General features: G+C 64.4%; 13 protein-coding genes. 12 read left to right on the top strand and 1 reads right to left on the bottom strand.

The annotated features are described in order from the left end of the window. Window positions 1–70: 70 nt before the first annotated feature. On the bottom strand, window positions 71–799 hold the full coding sequence (gene phbB, locus VHN57_RS10445; RefSeq protein ID WP_020817741.1) for an acetoacetyl-CoA reductase: 729 nt from the start codon (window positions 797–799) through the stop codon (window positions 71–73). 135 nt (window positions 800–934) lie between these two features. On the opposite strand from phbB (VHN57_RS10445), the gene VHN57_RS10450 reads away from it, so the two are divergent. From VHN57_RS10450 to VHN57_RS10505, 12 genes are all read left to right on the top strand, one after another. Next, window positions 935–1645, top strand: a complete 711-nt coding sequence (locus VHN57_RS10450; RefSeq protein ID WP_221413657.1) for a TetR/AcrR family transcriptional regulator — start codon at window positions 935–937, stop codon at window positions 1643–1645. A gap of 567 nt (window positions 1646–2212) precedes the next feature. After that, a complete protein-coding gene (gene phbB, locus VHN57_RS10455) occupies window positions 2213–2935 on the top strand; it encodes an acetoacetyl-CoA reductase (protein ID WP_037444222.1) in 723 nt (240 codons plus the stop codon). A 23-nt stretch (window positions 2936–2958) separates the two neighbouring features. Beyond that, window positions 2959–4143 (top strand): thiolase family protein, encoded by a 1185-nt coding sequence (locus VHN57_RS10460; protein ID WP_037444218.1) that lies wholly within the window; start codon window positions 2959–2961, stop codon window positions 4141–4143. Between the two features lie 61 nt (window positions 4144–4204). Next, window positions 4205–5032, top strand: a complete 828-nt coding sequence (gene lptB, locus VHN57_RS10465) for an LPS export ABC transporter ATP-binding protein (RefSeq protein ID WP_082166316.1) — start codon at window positions 4205–4207, stop codon at window positions 5030–5032. Window positions 5033–5146: 114 nt separating this feature from the next. Beyond that, window positions 5147–6502: an IS1380-like element ISKpn23 family transposase gene (locus VHN57_RS10470; RefSeq protein ID WP_003168745.1), complete on the top strand. Its 1356-nt coding sequence runs from the start codon at window positions 5147–5149 to the stop codon at window positions 6500–6502. A 237-nt stretch (window positions 6503–6739) separates the two neighbouring features. After that, the gene (locus VHN57_RS10475) at window positions 6740–7066 is read left to right on the top strand and encodes an oleate hydratase (protein WP_245843010.1); all 327 of its coding nucleotides are present in this window, start codon (window positions 6740–6742) and stop codon (window positions 7064–7066) included. A gap of 25 nt (window positions 7067–7091) precedes the next feature. After that, window positions 7092–8849: a PHA/PHB synthase family protein gene (locus VHN57_RS10480; RefSeq protein WP_048575771.1), complete on the top strand. Its 1758-nt coding sequence runs from the start codon at window positions 7092–7094 to the stop codon at window positions 8847–8849. 3 nt (window positions 8850–8852) lie between these two features. After that, window positions 8853–10274 (top strand): bifunctional enoyl-CoA hydratase/phosphate acetyltransferase, encoded by a 1422-nt coding sequence (locus VHN57_RS10485; protein WP_037444215.1) that lies wholly within the window; start codon window positions 8853–8855, stop codon window positions 10272–10274. Further along, entirely contained in the window at window positions 10271–11461 is a 1191-nt protein-coding gene (locus VHN57_RS10490) for an acetate/propionate family kinase (RefSeq protein WP_037444212.1), read from the top strand. Before VHN57_RS10485 ends, VHN57_RS10490 begins: the two co-directional genes overlap by 4 nt. Further along, window positions 11458–12231: an enoyl-ACP reductase FabI gene (gene fabI / locus VHN57_RS10495; protein WP_037444209.1), complete on the top strand. Its 774-nt coding sequence runs from the start codon at window positions 11458–11460 to the stop codon at window positions 12229–12231. The genes VHN57_RS10490 and fabI overlap by 4 nt, the downstream gene beginning before the upstream one ends. Before the next feature lie 41 nt (window positions 12232–12272). Then, complete coding sequence (locus VHN57_RS10500; RefSeq protein WP_423283776.1) at window positions 12273–13445, top strand: phospholipase A; 1173 nt, start codon at window positions 12273–12275, stop codon at window positions 13443–13445. Then, complete coding sequence (locus VHN57_RS10505; RefSeq protein ID WP_037444205.1) at window positions 13442–14551, top strand: ABC transporter permease; 1110 nt, start codon at window positions 13442–13444, stop codon at window positions 14549–14551. Before VHN57_RS10500 ends, VHN57_RS10505 begins: the two co-directional genes overlap by 4 nt.

The following is a 14551-nucleotide window of genomic DNA, read 5'->3' on the forward strand; positions in this document are numbered from 1 at the left end:
GAAGTGGGGTTGGATCTGGAGTGCAGATCGGAAGACGAACCACGCATTAGATTCATGGACGGCAAGAGTTTCAGCCGTTGGCGATATATTGCCCGCCATTGATCGTGAGCACCGAGCCGGTATTGAAACCGGCCTTGTCCGAGGCCAGCCAACAAACGGCTTCGGCGATTTCAGCCGGATCGCCCAGGCGCCCGACGGGAATGCCGCCGATGATCTTTTCGCGGACATCCTGCGGCACGGCAGCGACCATCTCGGTGTCGATATAGCCGGGGCATACGGCGTTGACCGTGATGCCGCGCGACGCATTTTCCTGCGCCAGCGCCTTGGTGAAGCCGATCACACCCGCCTTGGCCGCCGAATAGTTCACCTGGCCAATCTGGCCCTTCTGGCCGTTGATCGAGGAGATATTGATGATCCGGCCAAAGCGGCGTTCGCGCATGCCTTCGATGACGGCGCGCGTCATTGTGAACATCGAGTCGAGGTTGGTGCCAAGAACCTCGCGCCACTGCGCAAAGCTCATCCGATGGAACATGGTGTCGCGCGTGATGCCGGCATTGTTCACCAGCACTGAAACCGGGCCCAGTTCCTTTTCCACGCGGGCCAGGCCTTCGCGGCAGGCCTGTTCCTCCGCGACGTCCCATTTATAGACGGGAATGCCCGTACCATCCCGGAACAGCTCGGCGGCGGCGTCGTTTCCATGATATATGCTGGCAACATTCCATCCCGCTGCTTTGAGCGACCGGGCGATTGCCGCGCCGATTCCACGTGTTCCCCCAGTTACGAGTGCAATTCCCGTCATGATACTCCGGCTCCATTTTTCAGGTCACGCCGCGCGGTTTCCCCCGTCGCGCCTCTCCAGACTATTAGTATCTATACTTATGAGTGTCGTTATTGCCGCTTTCCCGCCCCGGATCAAGTGCGGTCTTTGGCCCGCATGAAAAAGGAAGGTAATGACAAAAAGGTGACAAGCCGCCGATCACCTCGACACAAGCTGGCGCCGCGCGATCCAAAAGGCGGACGGCCGCCGCAGGAAATAGCCGCGCAATTGGGCGAGCATATATTGCAGGTCGCGCTCGACCAGTTCATCGCCCATGGGGTGGAAGGCGCCAACATGGATGACATTGCCGCGGCCGCGAACGTCTCCAAGCGCACGCTTTATTCGCGTTACGGATCGAAAACCCAGCTTCTGATCGCCAGTGCCGAGCACGGCACCCAGCGCCATCTCAAAGCGATTACCGTCGACCGGCGATCAGGAGACCTACGCAATCGGCTCCTGAAGCTTTGCCGCAAGATGCTCGACGCTGCGCTCAAACCCGAGGTCATTGGCATCGAGACACTCGCGACCTGGATTTTCGAACGCAAGCTCGAGGCGCAGCTCAGTATTCATCGCAACCCCGGCGCCTCATTGATCCAGGATCTGCTGACGGAGGAGGCGCGTGTGCGCAACATAGAAGAGGATCTGCCCTTTCTGGCAGCGTTCATCTTCGATGCAACGGTGACCGGTCCGCGCGCGAGAATATTGTTACGAAAGGATCTTGCCAACACAGCTCGGGCCAAGACCGAACATCTCGCCCAGACCATGGATCTGCTGGCACGGGCAGTTCCGCTCCTCGAACCTGAATTGCAACACGCACCCAAAAGGTGATTGCGATGTCCGCCAGCGCTCCGTTCTGTCCGAGGCATTGACAGGACGAGGGCCCAGGACCGAACGCGCGACGCCCTTGTTTTCGCCTGTCGATGGACGGCGTTGCTTCGACCGTTAGCCCCGGCCTGGTCGCAGCCCCCAGGTTCCAGGGTATTCAGGCAGCCGCGGCGCAACCCTTCCGCTCGCACCGATCGTCGTCCGGACTGTGCGTTCGACCGATTATGCTGAATGGGTCCAGGAGCTTCAACGTCCGCGCCCCCCGGCGGCCCAGGGAGCGGCGACCTGATTCGCGCCGGCAGGCGCCCGCCCAAGACCCTCGCATGTCATGGCAAATCGTCGCGACACGCAAAGCCGTTTGACGATCAAATACGAAACTTCTAAGTATAGTTCCTAATGGCGCCGCCGCTCCCTCACAGCGAGATCAGGCACGACTAAATCGGCCATGACAGGGGCCGAATCATATCGGGAGAGACTTCGACCAGGCGCATCGCGGCATAGCGCATGCGCCACTTCCCGCCGTGCGGCCCAGGCGCCCATGGCGACTATTGAAGGCCAAAGGATGATGTCATGCCCAGAGTCGCACTCGTTACCGGCGGCGTCAGCGGAATAGGCGCGGCGACCGCAATGCTCCTCCGCGACAAAGGCTATCGCGTTGCCGTCAATTATCATGGCAATGACGAGGATGCCGAGCGATTCCTCGCGGAAACCTCGATCCCGATCTACAACTGGAATGTAGCCGATTTCTCCGCCTGTCATGACGGCGTGGCGAAGGTTGCGGCAGACATCGGCCCCATCGACATTCTGGTCAACAATGCCGGCATCACGCGCGACGGCACGTTGCACAAGATGACCGAGGAGCAATGGCGCAGCGTCGTCGACGTCGATCTGGGCGGCTGCTTCAACATGTGCCGTGCCGTGATCGAGGGCATGCGCGAGCGCCGGTTCGGACGGATCGTCAATATCAGCTCGGTAAACGGTCTTTCAGGACAATTTGGCCAGACCAACTATGCAGCGGCCAAGGCAGGCGTGATCGGCTTCACCAAGGCGCTGGCACTGGAAGGCGCGTCTCGAAACATCACGGTCAATGCGATTGCGCCGGGCTATACCGATACCGGCATGGTCGCCGCGGTGCCGCAGGACGCGCTCGAGGCGGTGCTGGCCGCGGTGCCGGTCGGCCGGCTCGGCACGCCGCAGGAAATCGCGCGCGGCGTGCTCTATCTTGTCGAGGACGAGGCCGGTTTCGTGACCGGCGCCACCCTCTCGATCAACGGCGGCAAGTATCTCGCCTGAAAATGCGTGGAAGGATTATTCTCATGACCAGTCCTGTCGTTCTGTGCGCCCCGGTTCGCACGCCCATCGGCGCCTATGGCGGCGCGCTCAAGGACATGAAAGCGCCCGCGCTCGGCAGCGTCGCCATCGCCGAAACGCTCAGGCGCGCGGGCGTGGGCGCTGACAATATCGACAGCGTCGTCATGGGACAGGTGGTCCAGGCAGGCGCGAAGATGAACCCTGCCCGCCAGGCCGCCATCAACGCGGGGTTACGCGACAGTGCTCCTGCCATGACCGTCAACCGGGTCTGCGGATCGGGCGCACAGGCGATCGCCTCGGCCGCCCAGGAGATCATGCTCGGCCTTGGCCAGGCCGTGATCGCCGGCGGCATGGAGAATATGGACCAGGCGCCCTATCTCATCGAGAAGGGACGCTGGGGCTATCGTATGGGCGAGGGCAAACTCCTCGACGCCATGCTCCATGACGGGCTGAATGACGCCTTCAGCAATCAGCATTCAGGCTGGGTCACCGAGGATCTGGTCGCACAGTTCGGCATCAGCCGGGAGGCGCAGGATGGCTGGGCGTTGCGCTCGCAGCAGAGTTTCAGCGCGGCCCAGGCCAATGGCCGGTTCGAGGCGGAGATCGTGCCTGTCGAGATTCCTTCTCGCAAGGCTGTGACGCTCTTTGCAAAAGATGAGCAGAACCGGGCCGATACGAGCCTTGAGAGCCTCGCGCGTCTAAAGCCTGCCTTCCGACCGGAAGGCACCATCACGGCGGGCAATGCGCCCGGCCTCAACACCGGCGCGTCCGCGATGATCGTCGCGAACGAGCAATGGGCGCAGCGCAATGGCGTGACGCCCCTGGGGCGCCTCGTCGCGTTCGGTGTCGGCGCGGTCGCCCCCGGCCTCTTCGGCCTCGGGCCGGTGCCCGCCGTCCGGCAGGCGCTCGAGCGGGCGGGATGGTCGGTCGGAGACCTCGATCGCGTCGAGATCAACGAGGCTTTCGCGGCCATCGCCATCGCGGTCACGCAGGAACTCGGCCTCCCTGAGGACATCGTCAATGTGGAAGGCGGCGCCATCGCGCATGGCCATCCGATCGGGGCGACCGGTGCCGTGCTGACCACCCGCCTGCTGCATGCGATGCGGCGCGACGGGCTGCGCCGGGGCGTTGTCACCTTGTGCATCGGCGGCGGCCAGGGCGTGGCCCTCGCCCTGGAGGCGATGGCATGATCACGAGCGGCACGGCGCGGCGGCGATTCTCATGCGAATGTGCCGCGCCGGGCCTCTGACGATGCTCGATGACAGCGCCTGCCGCATTGCCGACACTCCATCAGCCTGCCGCGAAGGCGTTGACTGCGCCAGGCTGGACACCTCCGGGTCGGTGTCGGTGGTCGGCCCGCCCGCGCTCAAAGTCCAGGCGATCGAGAAAGCGTTCGGACGGCGAAAGGTGCTGGACGGCTTCTCGCTCGAGGTCGATCGCGGCGAGATCGTTGGCCTGCTCGGCCCCAACGGCACAGGCAAGACGATCTGCTTCTACGGGATCATGGGTCTCATACGCCTCGATGGCGGTCGTATACTGCTCGACGGCGAAGATGTCTCAGCACTGGCCATGCATGAGCGCGGCAACCGCGGGCTTGGCTATCTGCCGCAGGAAGCCTCGATCTTTCGCGGGATGAGCGTTGCGGACAACATCCGCTCTGTGCTGGAACTGCGCATGACCGACCCTGGCGACATCGACCGCCGGCTGGGCGAACTGCTTGCCGATTTCGGCCTGACGCATCTGCGGTCGACACCCTCCCCTTCCCTGTCCGGCGGCGAGCGGCGGCGCTGCGAGATCGCGCGCGCCCTGGCGGCCGAGCCTGGCGTGATCCTGCTCGACGAGCCTTTCGCCGGGATCGATCCCATTTCGATCGCGGACATCAAGCTCATGGTCCGCGATCTCAAAAGGCGTGGCGTCGGCGTCCTCATCACCGACCATAACGTCCATGAGATGCTCGAACTGGTCGACCGCGCCTATGTCATCCACGGCGGCAAGGTGCTTTTCGTGGGCAAGCCGCAAGAGCTTCTTCACCATGACGAAGTCCGTCGTCTGTACCTGGGAGAGAATTATGAGGATTGATTTTCTTTCTCTGTTCTCAACCCACATTCCCCAAGTAAATCGCTGATTTTGCTGTCAGGATCTCAATATTTCCGATATAAATCATGGTGTTGATGGCCGTGAGGGGCGCGTTTGATGGATCACCCAGAGGGTGCGGGTTCGAAGCGGGCAGATCGGGTCGAGTTCGACCGCCGGGTGCATGTGGAGTTCCGAGGTGCGCAGCTCAGTTCCGACGGCGGCCTGCTGGTGATGCGCGAGCTGGATGACGCGCTCGGGCTGTCCGATCTGGCGGCAAAAGCATTGCGCGACACCCGGCGCGGCAAGAACACGGTCCACCGGCTTGACGGGTTGTTCCGGCAATCGGTGTTCGGGCGACTGGCCGGATACGAGGATGTGAACGACGCCGACCGCCTGGCCCTCGATCCGGTGATGCGCCAGGTCGTGGGTGGAAGGGCTGTCGATGCGCAAGCGGCCTCGGCCTCGCAGATGGGACGGTTCGAGACCGAGACACTGGCACAGCCCGAGAACCGTGCCGCGCTGGCCGACCTGAATGGCCAATGGATCGACCGGTTCCATGACCGTAACGGGCTGAAGTACATCGTTCTGGACATGGACAGTTCGGTCAGCCCCACCCATGGCGATCAGGAGGGCGCGGCCTGGAACGGGCATTTCGACTGCACCTGCTATCACCCGAACTTTTTGTTCAACCAGTTCGGCATGCTGGAGCGCTGCGCCTTGCGCCATGGCAACGTCCACAGCGCCGATGGCTGGCGGGACGTTCTCGACCCCGTCATCGCCCGCTACGCGGAGCGCGACCTTTGCGGCCGGTTCTTCCGGGCTGACGCCGCCTACGCGATCCCCGCGATCTATGAGCGGCTGGAAGAAGCCCGATTCTTCTACGCCATCCGGCTGCCTGCGAACAACGTCCTGCGCGAGAAGATCGCGCATCGGCTGACGCGCCCTGTCGGGCGACCTTCGCTGACCAAGGTCAAGCGCTTCTACGAAGACTTCGAGTATCAGGCGGCATCCTGGGACAAGGAACGCCGGGTGATCGCCAAGATCGAATGGCATCCGGGCGAACTGTTCCCGCGTGTCGGCTTCATCGTCACCAACCTGCCGATGGAGCCCGACTGGGTGGTGCGGTTCTATAACCAGCGCGGCACCGCCGAGCAGCACATCAAGGAAGGTAAATATGCCTTCCACTGGACGCGGCTGTCATGCCGGAAGTTCCGCGACAATGAGGTGCGACTGCAACTGCATGCGCTGGCCTACAACCTGGCCATCTTCTTGCGCTGCATCGAGTTGCCCGAGACGATGGCCGACTGGTCGTTGACCAGCCTGCAACTGAAGCTGATCAAGATCGGGGCACGTGTCGTCCGCCATGCCCGCGCCATCACCTTCCAGCTGGCCGAGGTGGCCGTCACCGGTCCGATGGTCCGCGCCATCCTCGCCGCCATCCGCCGATTGCGAGCGCCTCCGCTATGCGCATGACCGCCATCCACGCCCAAACTGAACGAAAACGGCAGGATGGGTCTGTCCGCTGCGCTGAAAAACACCGCCACCAGGGCACAACACGGCGGCTTCGCGGGCCGATCTGCCCTGTCTCAGCGCCTTGCGCGCCCGACGACGCCGCTCGGGACGGAAAATGATTGTCCTGCGGTCGGATTCAGGCGAAACTCACGTCAGACGGCATGCCACTTGGGGAATGTATGCTCAAAGGAGATTCGCATGGAATACAACAGCGGCAATTTCTACGCCTTCGCCCGCCCCCGCAAACCCGCAGGGGTGGATGGCAAGACCGCCTGGTTCGTCGGCTCGGGCCTTGCGGCGCTTTCGGGCGCGGCCTTCCTGATCCGCGACGGCCACATGGCCGGCGAGAGGATCACCATCCTCGAGCGGCTGGCGCTGCCGGGCGGCGCGCTGGACGGCATCGAGGAGCCGGAAAAGGGCTTCGTGATCCGCGGCGGGCGCGAGATGGAGGCTCAAGGGCGACAGCGGCCTTTTGCCGCAGCTTTGCCTCCCCGGGCAACGGCCCGACCGGTAGCCGCCCTGTAATGGAAATCTTCAAAAAGGACCGATCATGAGCGCCCAGAACATGCCCCAGGCACCCGACCCGCTCGACGGGATCGCCGAAACCCTCGACAGGGCCGCGGGCGCCGCGATCGCGCAGATGACCGCGGGGCTCTCCCCCATCACCATCCTCCAGGCCTTTTCGGACTGGGGACATCATCTCGCCTTCGCACCGGGCAAGCAGCTGCAACTCACCGCCAAGGCGGCCCGCAAATATGTGCGGCTCTTCGACTATGCCGTCCGATCCGCAGGCGACCGCGACGCGGCGCCCGCGATCGAGCCGCTGCCGCAGGACCGCCGCTTTGCCGATCCCGCCTGGCAGCAGCCGCCCTTCAACCTCCTCTCGCAGGCGTTCCTTCTCAACCAGCAATGGTGGCACGCGGCGACAACCGGGGTGGGCGGCGTCGGCAGCCATCATGAGGACATGGTCGAATTCACCGCCAGACAGATGCTCGATATCCTTGCGCCGACCAACTTCCTTACGACCAACCCGGTTCTCCAGCGCAAGATCGTCGAGACCGGCGGCCAATGCCTGGTCGACGGGTTCCGCCATCTGATCGAGGATATGCAGCATCTCGTAAGAGGCTTGCCTCCGGCGGGCACGGACGCCTTCCGCGTGGGGGAGACGGTGGCGACCGCCAGGGGCAAGGTCGTCTATCGCAACCGCCTCATCGAACTGATCCAGTACGCCCCCACCACCGACACGGTGCGGCCCGAGCCGATCCTGATCGTGCCGGCATGGATCATGAAATATTACATCCTCGACCTCTCGCCCGAGAACAGCCTCGTCCAGTGGCTGACGTCCCAGGGCTTCACCGTGTTCATGATCTCCTGGCACAATCCGGACAGCGAGGACCGCGACCTCGACATGGAGGCCTATCGGCAACTCGGGCCGATGGCGGCGCTCGATGCGGTGAGCGCGATTACCGGCGCGCCCGCCGTTCATGCCGTGGGCTATTGCCTAGGCGGCACGCTGCTCTCGATCGCAGCGGCGACGATGGCGCGCGAGGGTGACGATCGCCTTGCCAGCGTGACGCTTTTCGCGGCGCAGACCGAATTCAGCGAACCGGGCGAACTGGGCCTCTTCATCGATGAGGGACAGCTCAATCTCCTCGAAAAGATGATGTGGAGCCGGGGCTATCTCGACAGCGGCCAGATGGGCGGCGCGTTCCAGATCCTCAAATCCAACGACCTCGTCTGGTCGCGCATCCTGTCGGAATATCTGATGGGCGAGCGCGCGCCTCTCAACGACCTCATGGCCTGGAACGCCGACGGGACGCGCATGCCCTATGCCATGCACAGCCAGTATCTGCGGCGCCTGTTCCTCGACGATGACCTGGCCGAGGGCAAATACAAGGTCAATGGTCGCACCATCGCGCTCTCGGCGATCCGCAGACCGTTGTTCGTCGTCGGCACCGAGCGCGATCATGTCGCGCCCTGGCATTCGGTGCATAAGATCCACCTGCTGACCGGGGCCGAGATCACCTTCGTGCTGACGAGCGGCGGCCATAATGCCGGTATCGTCTCGGAACCGGGCCACAACGGCCGGCGCTACCGCGTGCTGACGCGCGAAACCGATGGTCTCTCCTACGATCCGGAGGAATGGGAACGCCACGCAGAGAAGAAGCAGGGTTCCTGGTGGACCGAATGGGGCGACTGGCTTGCAAGCCGTTCGGGCGCGCCCGGGGCCCCGCCGTCCATGGGCGCCGCGGACAAAGGCTATGCGCCGATCGCGGACGCGCCCGGCCATTATGTCCTGGAGCGCTGAGCCATGACCGATGAGGCCATGATCGAAAACCGGACCTTCGACGAGATCGCCGTGGGCGAAAGCGCGAGCGTGACCCGCACGCTCTCCAAGCGCGATATCCAGCTCTTCGCGCTGGTGTCGGGCGACGTCAATCCGGCCCATCTGGACGAGGATTATGCCGAAAGCGACTTCTTCCGCCGGGTGATCGCGCACGGCATGTGGGGCGGCGGGCTGATATCGGCGGTGCTCGGGACCGAACTGCCCGGCCCCGGTGCCATCTATCTCGGCCAGTCGCTGCGGTTCCTGAGGCCCGTGGGCATCGGCGACGCCATCACCGCGACGGTGACGGTGACGGAAAAGCGGGCGGACAAGCATATCCTGCTGCTCGACTGCCGCTGCGACAATCAGAATGGCGAGACCGTCATCACCGGCGAAGCGCAGGTCAAGGCCCCCACCGAGAAGATCCGCCGCCCGCGCATCGCGCTCCCCGATATCCGCCTGTCAGACCATGACGGCTATCATCGGTTGATCGAGGGCGTGCGCGGCAACCCCGCGCGCACCGCCATCGCTCACCCCTGTTCGGCCGCCGCGCTGGCGGCAGCGGTCGAGGCCGCCGAGGCAGGGCTGATCGATCCGATCCTGGTGGGACCGAGGGCCCGCATTCTTGCAGCGGCGGCCGAGGCCGGCAAGGATGTGGCGGCCTATCGCATCGTGGAAAGCGCGCACAGCCATGATTCGGCGGCGAAGGCCGTCGAACTGGTGCGGGCCGGCGAGGCGGTGCTGCTCATGAAGGGATCGCTGCATACCGACGAATTGATGGGCGCGGTCGTGTCGCGCGCGACGGGCCTGCGTACCGAACGGCGGATCAGCCATGCCTATGTGATGGACGTGCCCGGCCATCCGACGCCGCTCATCATCACCGACGCGGCGATCAACATCGCGCCGAACCTTGAAGAAAAGGCGGATATCATCCGCAACGCCATCGATCTTGCCCATGTGCTGGACATCGGCCAACCCAGGGTCGCGATCCTGTCCGCTGTCGAGACGGTGAACCCGGCGATGCCGACCACGCTCGATGCTGCCGCGCTGTGCAAGATGGCCGACCGGGGCCAGATCACGGGCGGCCTCCTCGATGGCCCGCTCGCCTTCGACAATGCGATCAGCGAGGCGGCCGCGAAGGAAAAAGGGATCGTGTCGCCCGTCGCGGGCAAGGCGGACATATTGGTCGTACCCGATCTGGAGGCGGGCAACATGCTCGCCAAGCAGCTCACCTTCCTCGGCGGGGCGGATGCGGCAGGCATCGTGCTGGGTGCGCGTGTGCCGATCATCCTCACCAGCCGGGCCGACAGCCTGCGCACGCGCCTTGCTTCCTGCGCCGTTGCCGTGCTGGTAGCGCGCGCGGCGACCAAGGCGGCGCCCGGCCTGCCGGAGGGTATGCGCACATGAAGGCCGTCGTCAGCCTCAATTCGGGCTCGTCCAGCATCAAGTTCGCGCTCTATACGCTCGATCGCGACCGCAAACCGACATTGTCCGCCGGCGGCAAGATCGAACGGATCGGTCTTTCTCCCCGCCTCGCCATTCGCGACGCAGCAGGCACAGTGCTGATCGAACGCGAGTGGCCCGACGAACGCGCCATGACCCATGCAGAGTTGCTCGCATGGTTGTTTGACTGGGCCACATCGCATCTCGAAGGGCGCGAAGTCCTCGCCGTCGGGCACCGCGTCGTCCACGGCGGGGTCGACTTCGCCCAGTCGTGCCTGATCGATACCATAGTGCTCGAGGAGCTTGAGAAGCTCTGTCCACTGGCCCCGCTCCACCAGCCCCATAATCTGGCTGCCATCCGCGCGATCGCCGCGCTCGCGCCGGACCTTCCCCAGGTCGCCTGCTTCGACACCGCCTTCCACCATGATCGCCCCGCACCCGCCACCCGCTTCGCGCTCCCGCGCGCACTTCACGAGCAGGGCATCAGGCGCTACGGCTTCCATGGCCTCTCCTACGACTATATCGCCCGCCGCCTGGCAGAGCTCGACCCATCGCTTGCCGCCGGCCGCGTGATCGCCGCGCATCTGGGCAACGGCGCAAGCCTGTGCGCCATGTCAGGCGGCAAGAGCATCGACACGACGATGGGTTTCACCGCGCTCGACGGCCTGATGATGGGCACGCGCTGCGGGTCGATCGACCCTGGCGTCATCCTGCATCTCCAGAACCGGGTGGGCATGAGCGCCGCCGATGTGGAGGCGCTGCTCTACAAGCAATCGGGCCTGCTGGGCGTATCAGGCATCTCGAGCGACATGCGTGAGCTTGCGGCCAGCGACCGGCCCGAAGCCCGCGAGGCCATCGACCTCTTCATCTGGCGTGCCGCGCGCGAGGCCGGCGCGCTGGCGTCATCGCTGGGCGGCCTTGACGGTCTCGTCTTCACGGCCGGCATCGGCGAGAACGACGCCGCCATCCGCGCGGGCATCTGCGAGCGCCTCGCATGGCTCGACATCAGCCTCGATGAGCGGGCCAATGCCGTCCATGCCGACGTCATCAGCGCGCCTGGCAGCCCCATTACCGTCCGCGTCATCCCGACGGACGAAGAACGGATGATCGTCCTGCAGACACTGGCCACCCTTTTTGGAGTTAAAACATGACCCCCCTCGTCGATCTTCGCGGCAAGCGTGGCCTGATCGTCGGTATCGCCAACGAACAGAGCATTGCAGCGGGCTGCGCCGAGGCTTTCAGCCGCTGCGGCGCGCGCCTTGCCGCGACCTATCTGAACGAGAAGGCGAAAGGCTGGGTCGAGCCGGTGGCGGACCGGCTGGGCGCCGAATGGCTCGCCCCCTGCGATGTGCGTGAGCCCGGCCAGCTCGAGGCCCTGTTCGACCAGGTGCGGGACCGATGGGGCGGACTCGACTTCCTGCTGCATTCGATCGCCTTCGCACCCCGCGACGATCTCCATGGCCGCGTCGTCGACAGCAGCGCCGAGGGGTTCGGCATCGCGATGGACGTCTCCTGCCACAGCTTCCTTCGCATGGCGAAGCTGGCCGAGCCCTTGATGGCGCAAGGCGGCTGCCTGCTCTGCGTCACCTTCTACGGCTCGGAGCGCGTCGTTGAAAACTACAACCTCATGGGACCGGTCAAGGCGGCGCTGGAGAGCGCGACGCGCTATATCGCCGCCGAACTGGGCCCCCAGGGCATCCGCGCCCATGCGATATCGCCGGGCCCTATCGCCACCCGCGCCGCCAGTGGCATCGCGCGGTTCGATGAATTGCTCGAGCGCGCCGCCGCCCAGACGCCGGTCGGCCAGTTGGTGACGATAGAGGATGTCGGCGGGCTGGCTGCCTTCCTCGTCAGTGACGCAGCCAGCCGGATCACCGGAACGGTGATCCCGGTCGATGGCGGACAGCACCTTCTCGCATGATGGACCGGTCTATCCGATGGTTGCTGGCGACAGCGCTCCTTGTGCCCGCCGCGGCGCAGGCAGCGCCGGTAGCGGTGCTCGTCCGGGACGCGGGCGAACAGGATGCAGAGGGCGCTTTGCTCGTCGATCTGCGCTTGCTGAACGAGGGCGATGAACCGCAGAGCTTCGCGCTCCCTGATCGGATCGAGGCCCGGGTCGAACGGTCGGGAGATATCCGGACGGTCTGGCTCGAGCGCGCCCGCGATGTGGCGGACCATGTGATCATAGCGCCCCGCGGATTCGAGCGCGCCCGCTACCGCCTGGCAGCCCGTGATGGGCAATCCCTGGACCTGGCCCGGCTTTCCATCCCCGCCTGGAACGTCAGCCAGATCGCCATGATACCGCGCCCTGCGGCGCCGGCATCGCATCTCGCCGAGGCGCACACGCCTGCGCCGGTTCCGCCTGTGCGAGCCCCTGCTCCCACACCGCCGCCTTCGGATCGCAGGGCGGGCAACGCCTTCCTCGCCAACCTGTCCGGCTACGAACCCATTTATGCGGTCTATGGTCCGGACACCAACAGCGAAGCCCGGATCCAGCTCAGCTTCAAATATCAGTTGTTCGGAAGCCGCCGCGCGGAAGGTCTCCCGCAAAGCTGGCGCGATGGACTCCATTTCGCCTACACGCAGCGCATGTTCTGGGATCTGGGCGCGGACTCCTCGCCTTTCCGGAACATCGATTTCCAGCCCGAGATATTCTATCTTACGCCCTCGACCACACTGGCGAGCGGCGTGTCCCTGAGCGCACAGGGTGGCATCCGGCACGAGTCCAACGGCCGGGACGGCGAGGCCTCGCGGAGCATCAACAGCATCTATCTGGCGCCCATGGCCGCCATTCCGCTGGGCGGCGGCTATCGCCTCTCTATCGCGCCGCGCCTCTCCCTCTTCGTCGGGGACAAGTCCGACAATCCCGACATACGCCGGTATCGCGGCAACACCGGTCTTTTTATGGAGGTCGGGGAGGATAATGGACTGCGCCTCTCCACCTCCACCCGCTTCAATATCGGCAGCGGAAAGGGCGCGCTGTCCGCCGACCTGTCCTATCCGCTCCGCCGTATCCTGGGCGGCGGGCCGGACTTCTACCTCTTCGGTCAGAGCTTCATCGGATATGGAGAAAACCTCCTCGACTATGATCGAAACACCAGGCGTCTGCGCGTCGGGATCGCGCTGATCCGATGAAGGCGGCGACATGGACGCTGGTTGAAGAAGACGGTTCCTTGACCCTCCACGCCGAGGGCGACTGGACGGCCCTGACCCTTGACCAGGCGAGCCGTCAGCCGCTGCCGGCTGTGGGAGGACAGCAGGCGAACAGGATCGACGTCTCCGCCCTCGGGAGGATCGACACGACCGGCGCCTTGCTGCTCCTTAAACTGATGCCCACCGACGGCGAGATCCTGTTCGGCACACGTGACGATGTGCGACGTCTGGCCAACCTCGTTGCGCCGGGCATGACGCCTCACGAGGATAGCCCGCCCCCCCGTGGCTACCTGACCGGGTTCTTCGCGCGCTTCGGCCAGCAGATCATTGAAATCGCTCACGACGCCTATGCGATGCTGGTTTTCACCGGTCAGATGATCCTTGCTCTTGGAGGCACATTGTTACGCCCCAGGCGATTGCGGGTCACACCGCTATTCGCTGTCATGCAAGAATCAGGCATCAATGCCTTGCCGATCGTTTTCATCATGACGTTTTTCATCGGTGCGATCATCGCACTGGTCGGCACCAATCTCCTCACCAGCCTCGGAGTGGAGATTTTTACCGTCGAACTTGTGGGCGTCGCAATCCTCAGGGAGTTTGGCGTCGTCATCGCCGCTATTCTTCTGGCGGGCCGCTCGGCCTCTGCCTTCGCGGCACAAATCGGCTCCATGCGGATGAACCAGGAAGTGGCCGCCATGCAGGTCATGGGTGTCGACCGGTTCGATGCCCTCGTCACGCCCCGTATCCTCGCCGCGCTCGTCATGATTCCGCTCATGACGTTCGTGGGCGACCTGGGCGGACTCCTGGGAGGGCTTCTCGTAAGCTGGGCCACCATCGACATCAGCCCCTCCTTCTTCGTCACCCGTCTCGCGGAAACCGTCAGTATCAAGCATTTCTGGATCGGCATGGGCAAGGCCCCGTTCCTCGCCCTGCTGATCGCTGCCGCGGGGTGCCGCCATGGAATGATGGTGGGAGGAGACGTCCAGAGTCTGGGCCGTCATGTGACGTCCGCAGTGGTCCAGTCTGTTTTCCTCATTATCATGTTCGATGCCATCTTTGCGGTGATCTTCATGGTGCTCGGCCTGTGA

The organism is Sphingobium salicis subsp. salicis, assembly GCF_049472635.1.
Classification (GTDB): Bacteria; Pseudomonadota; Alphaproteobacteria; order Sphingomonadales; family Sphingomonadaceae; genus Sphingobium; species Sphingobium yanoikuyae_A.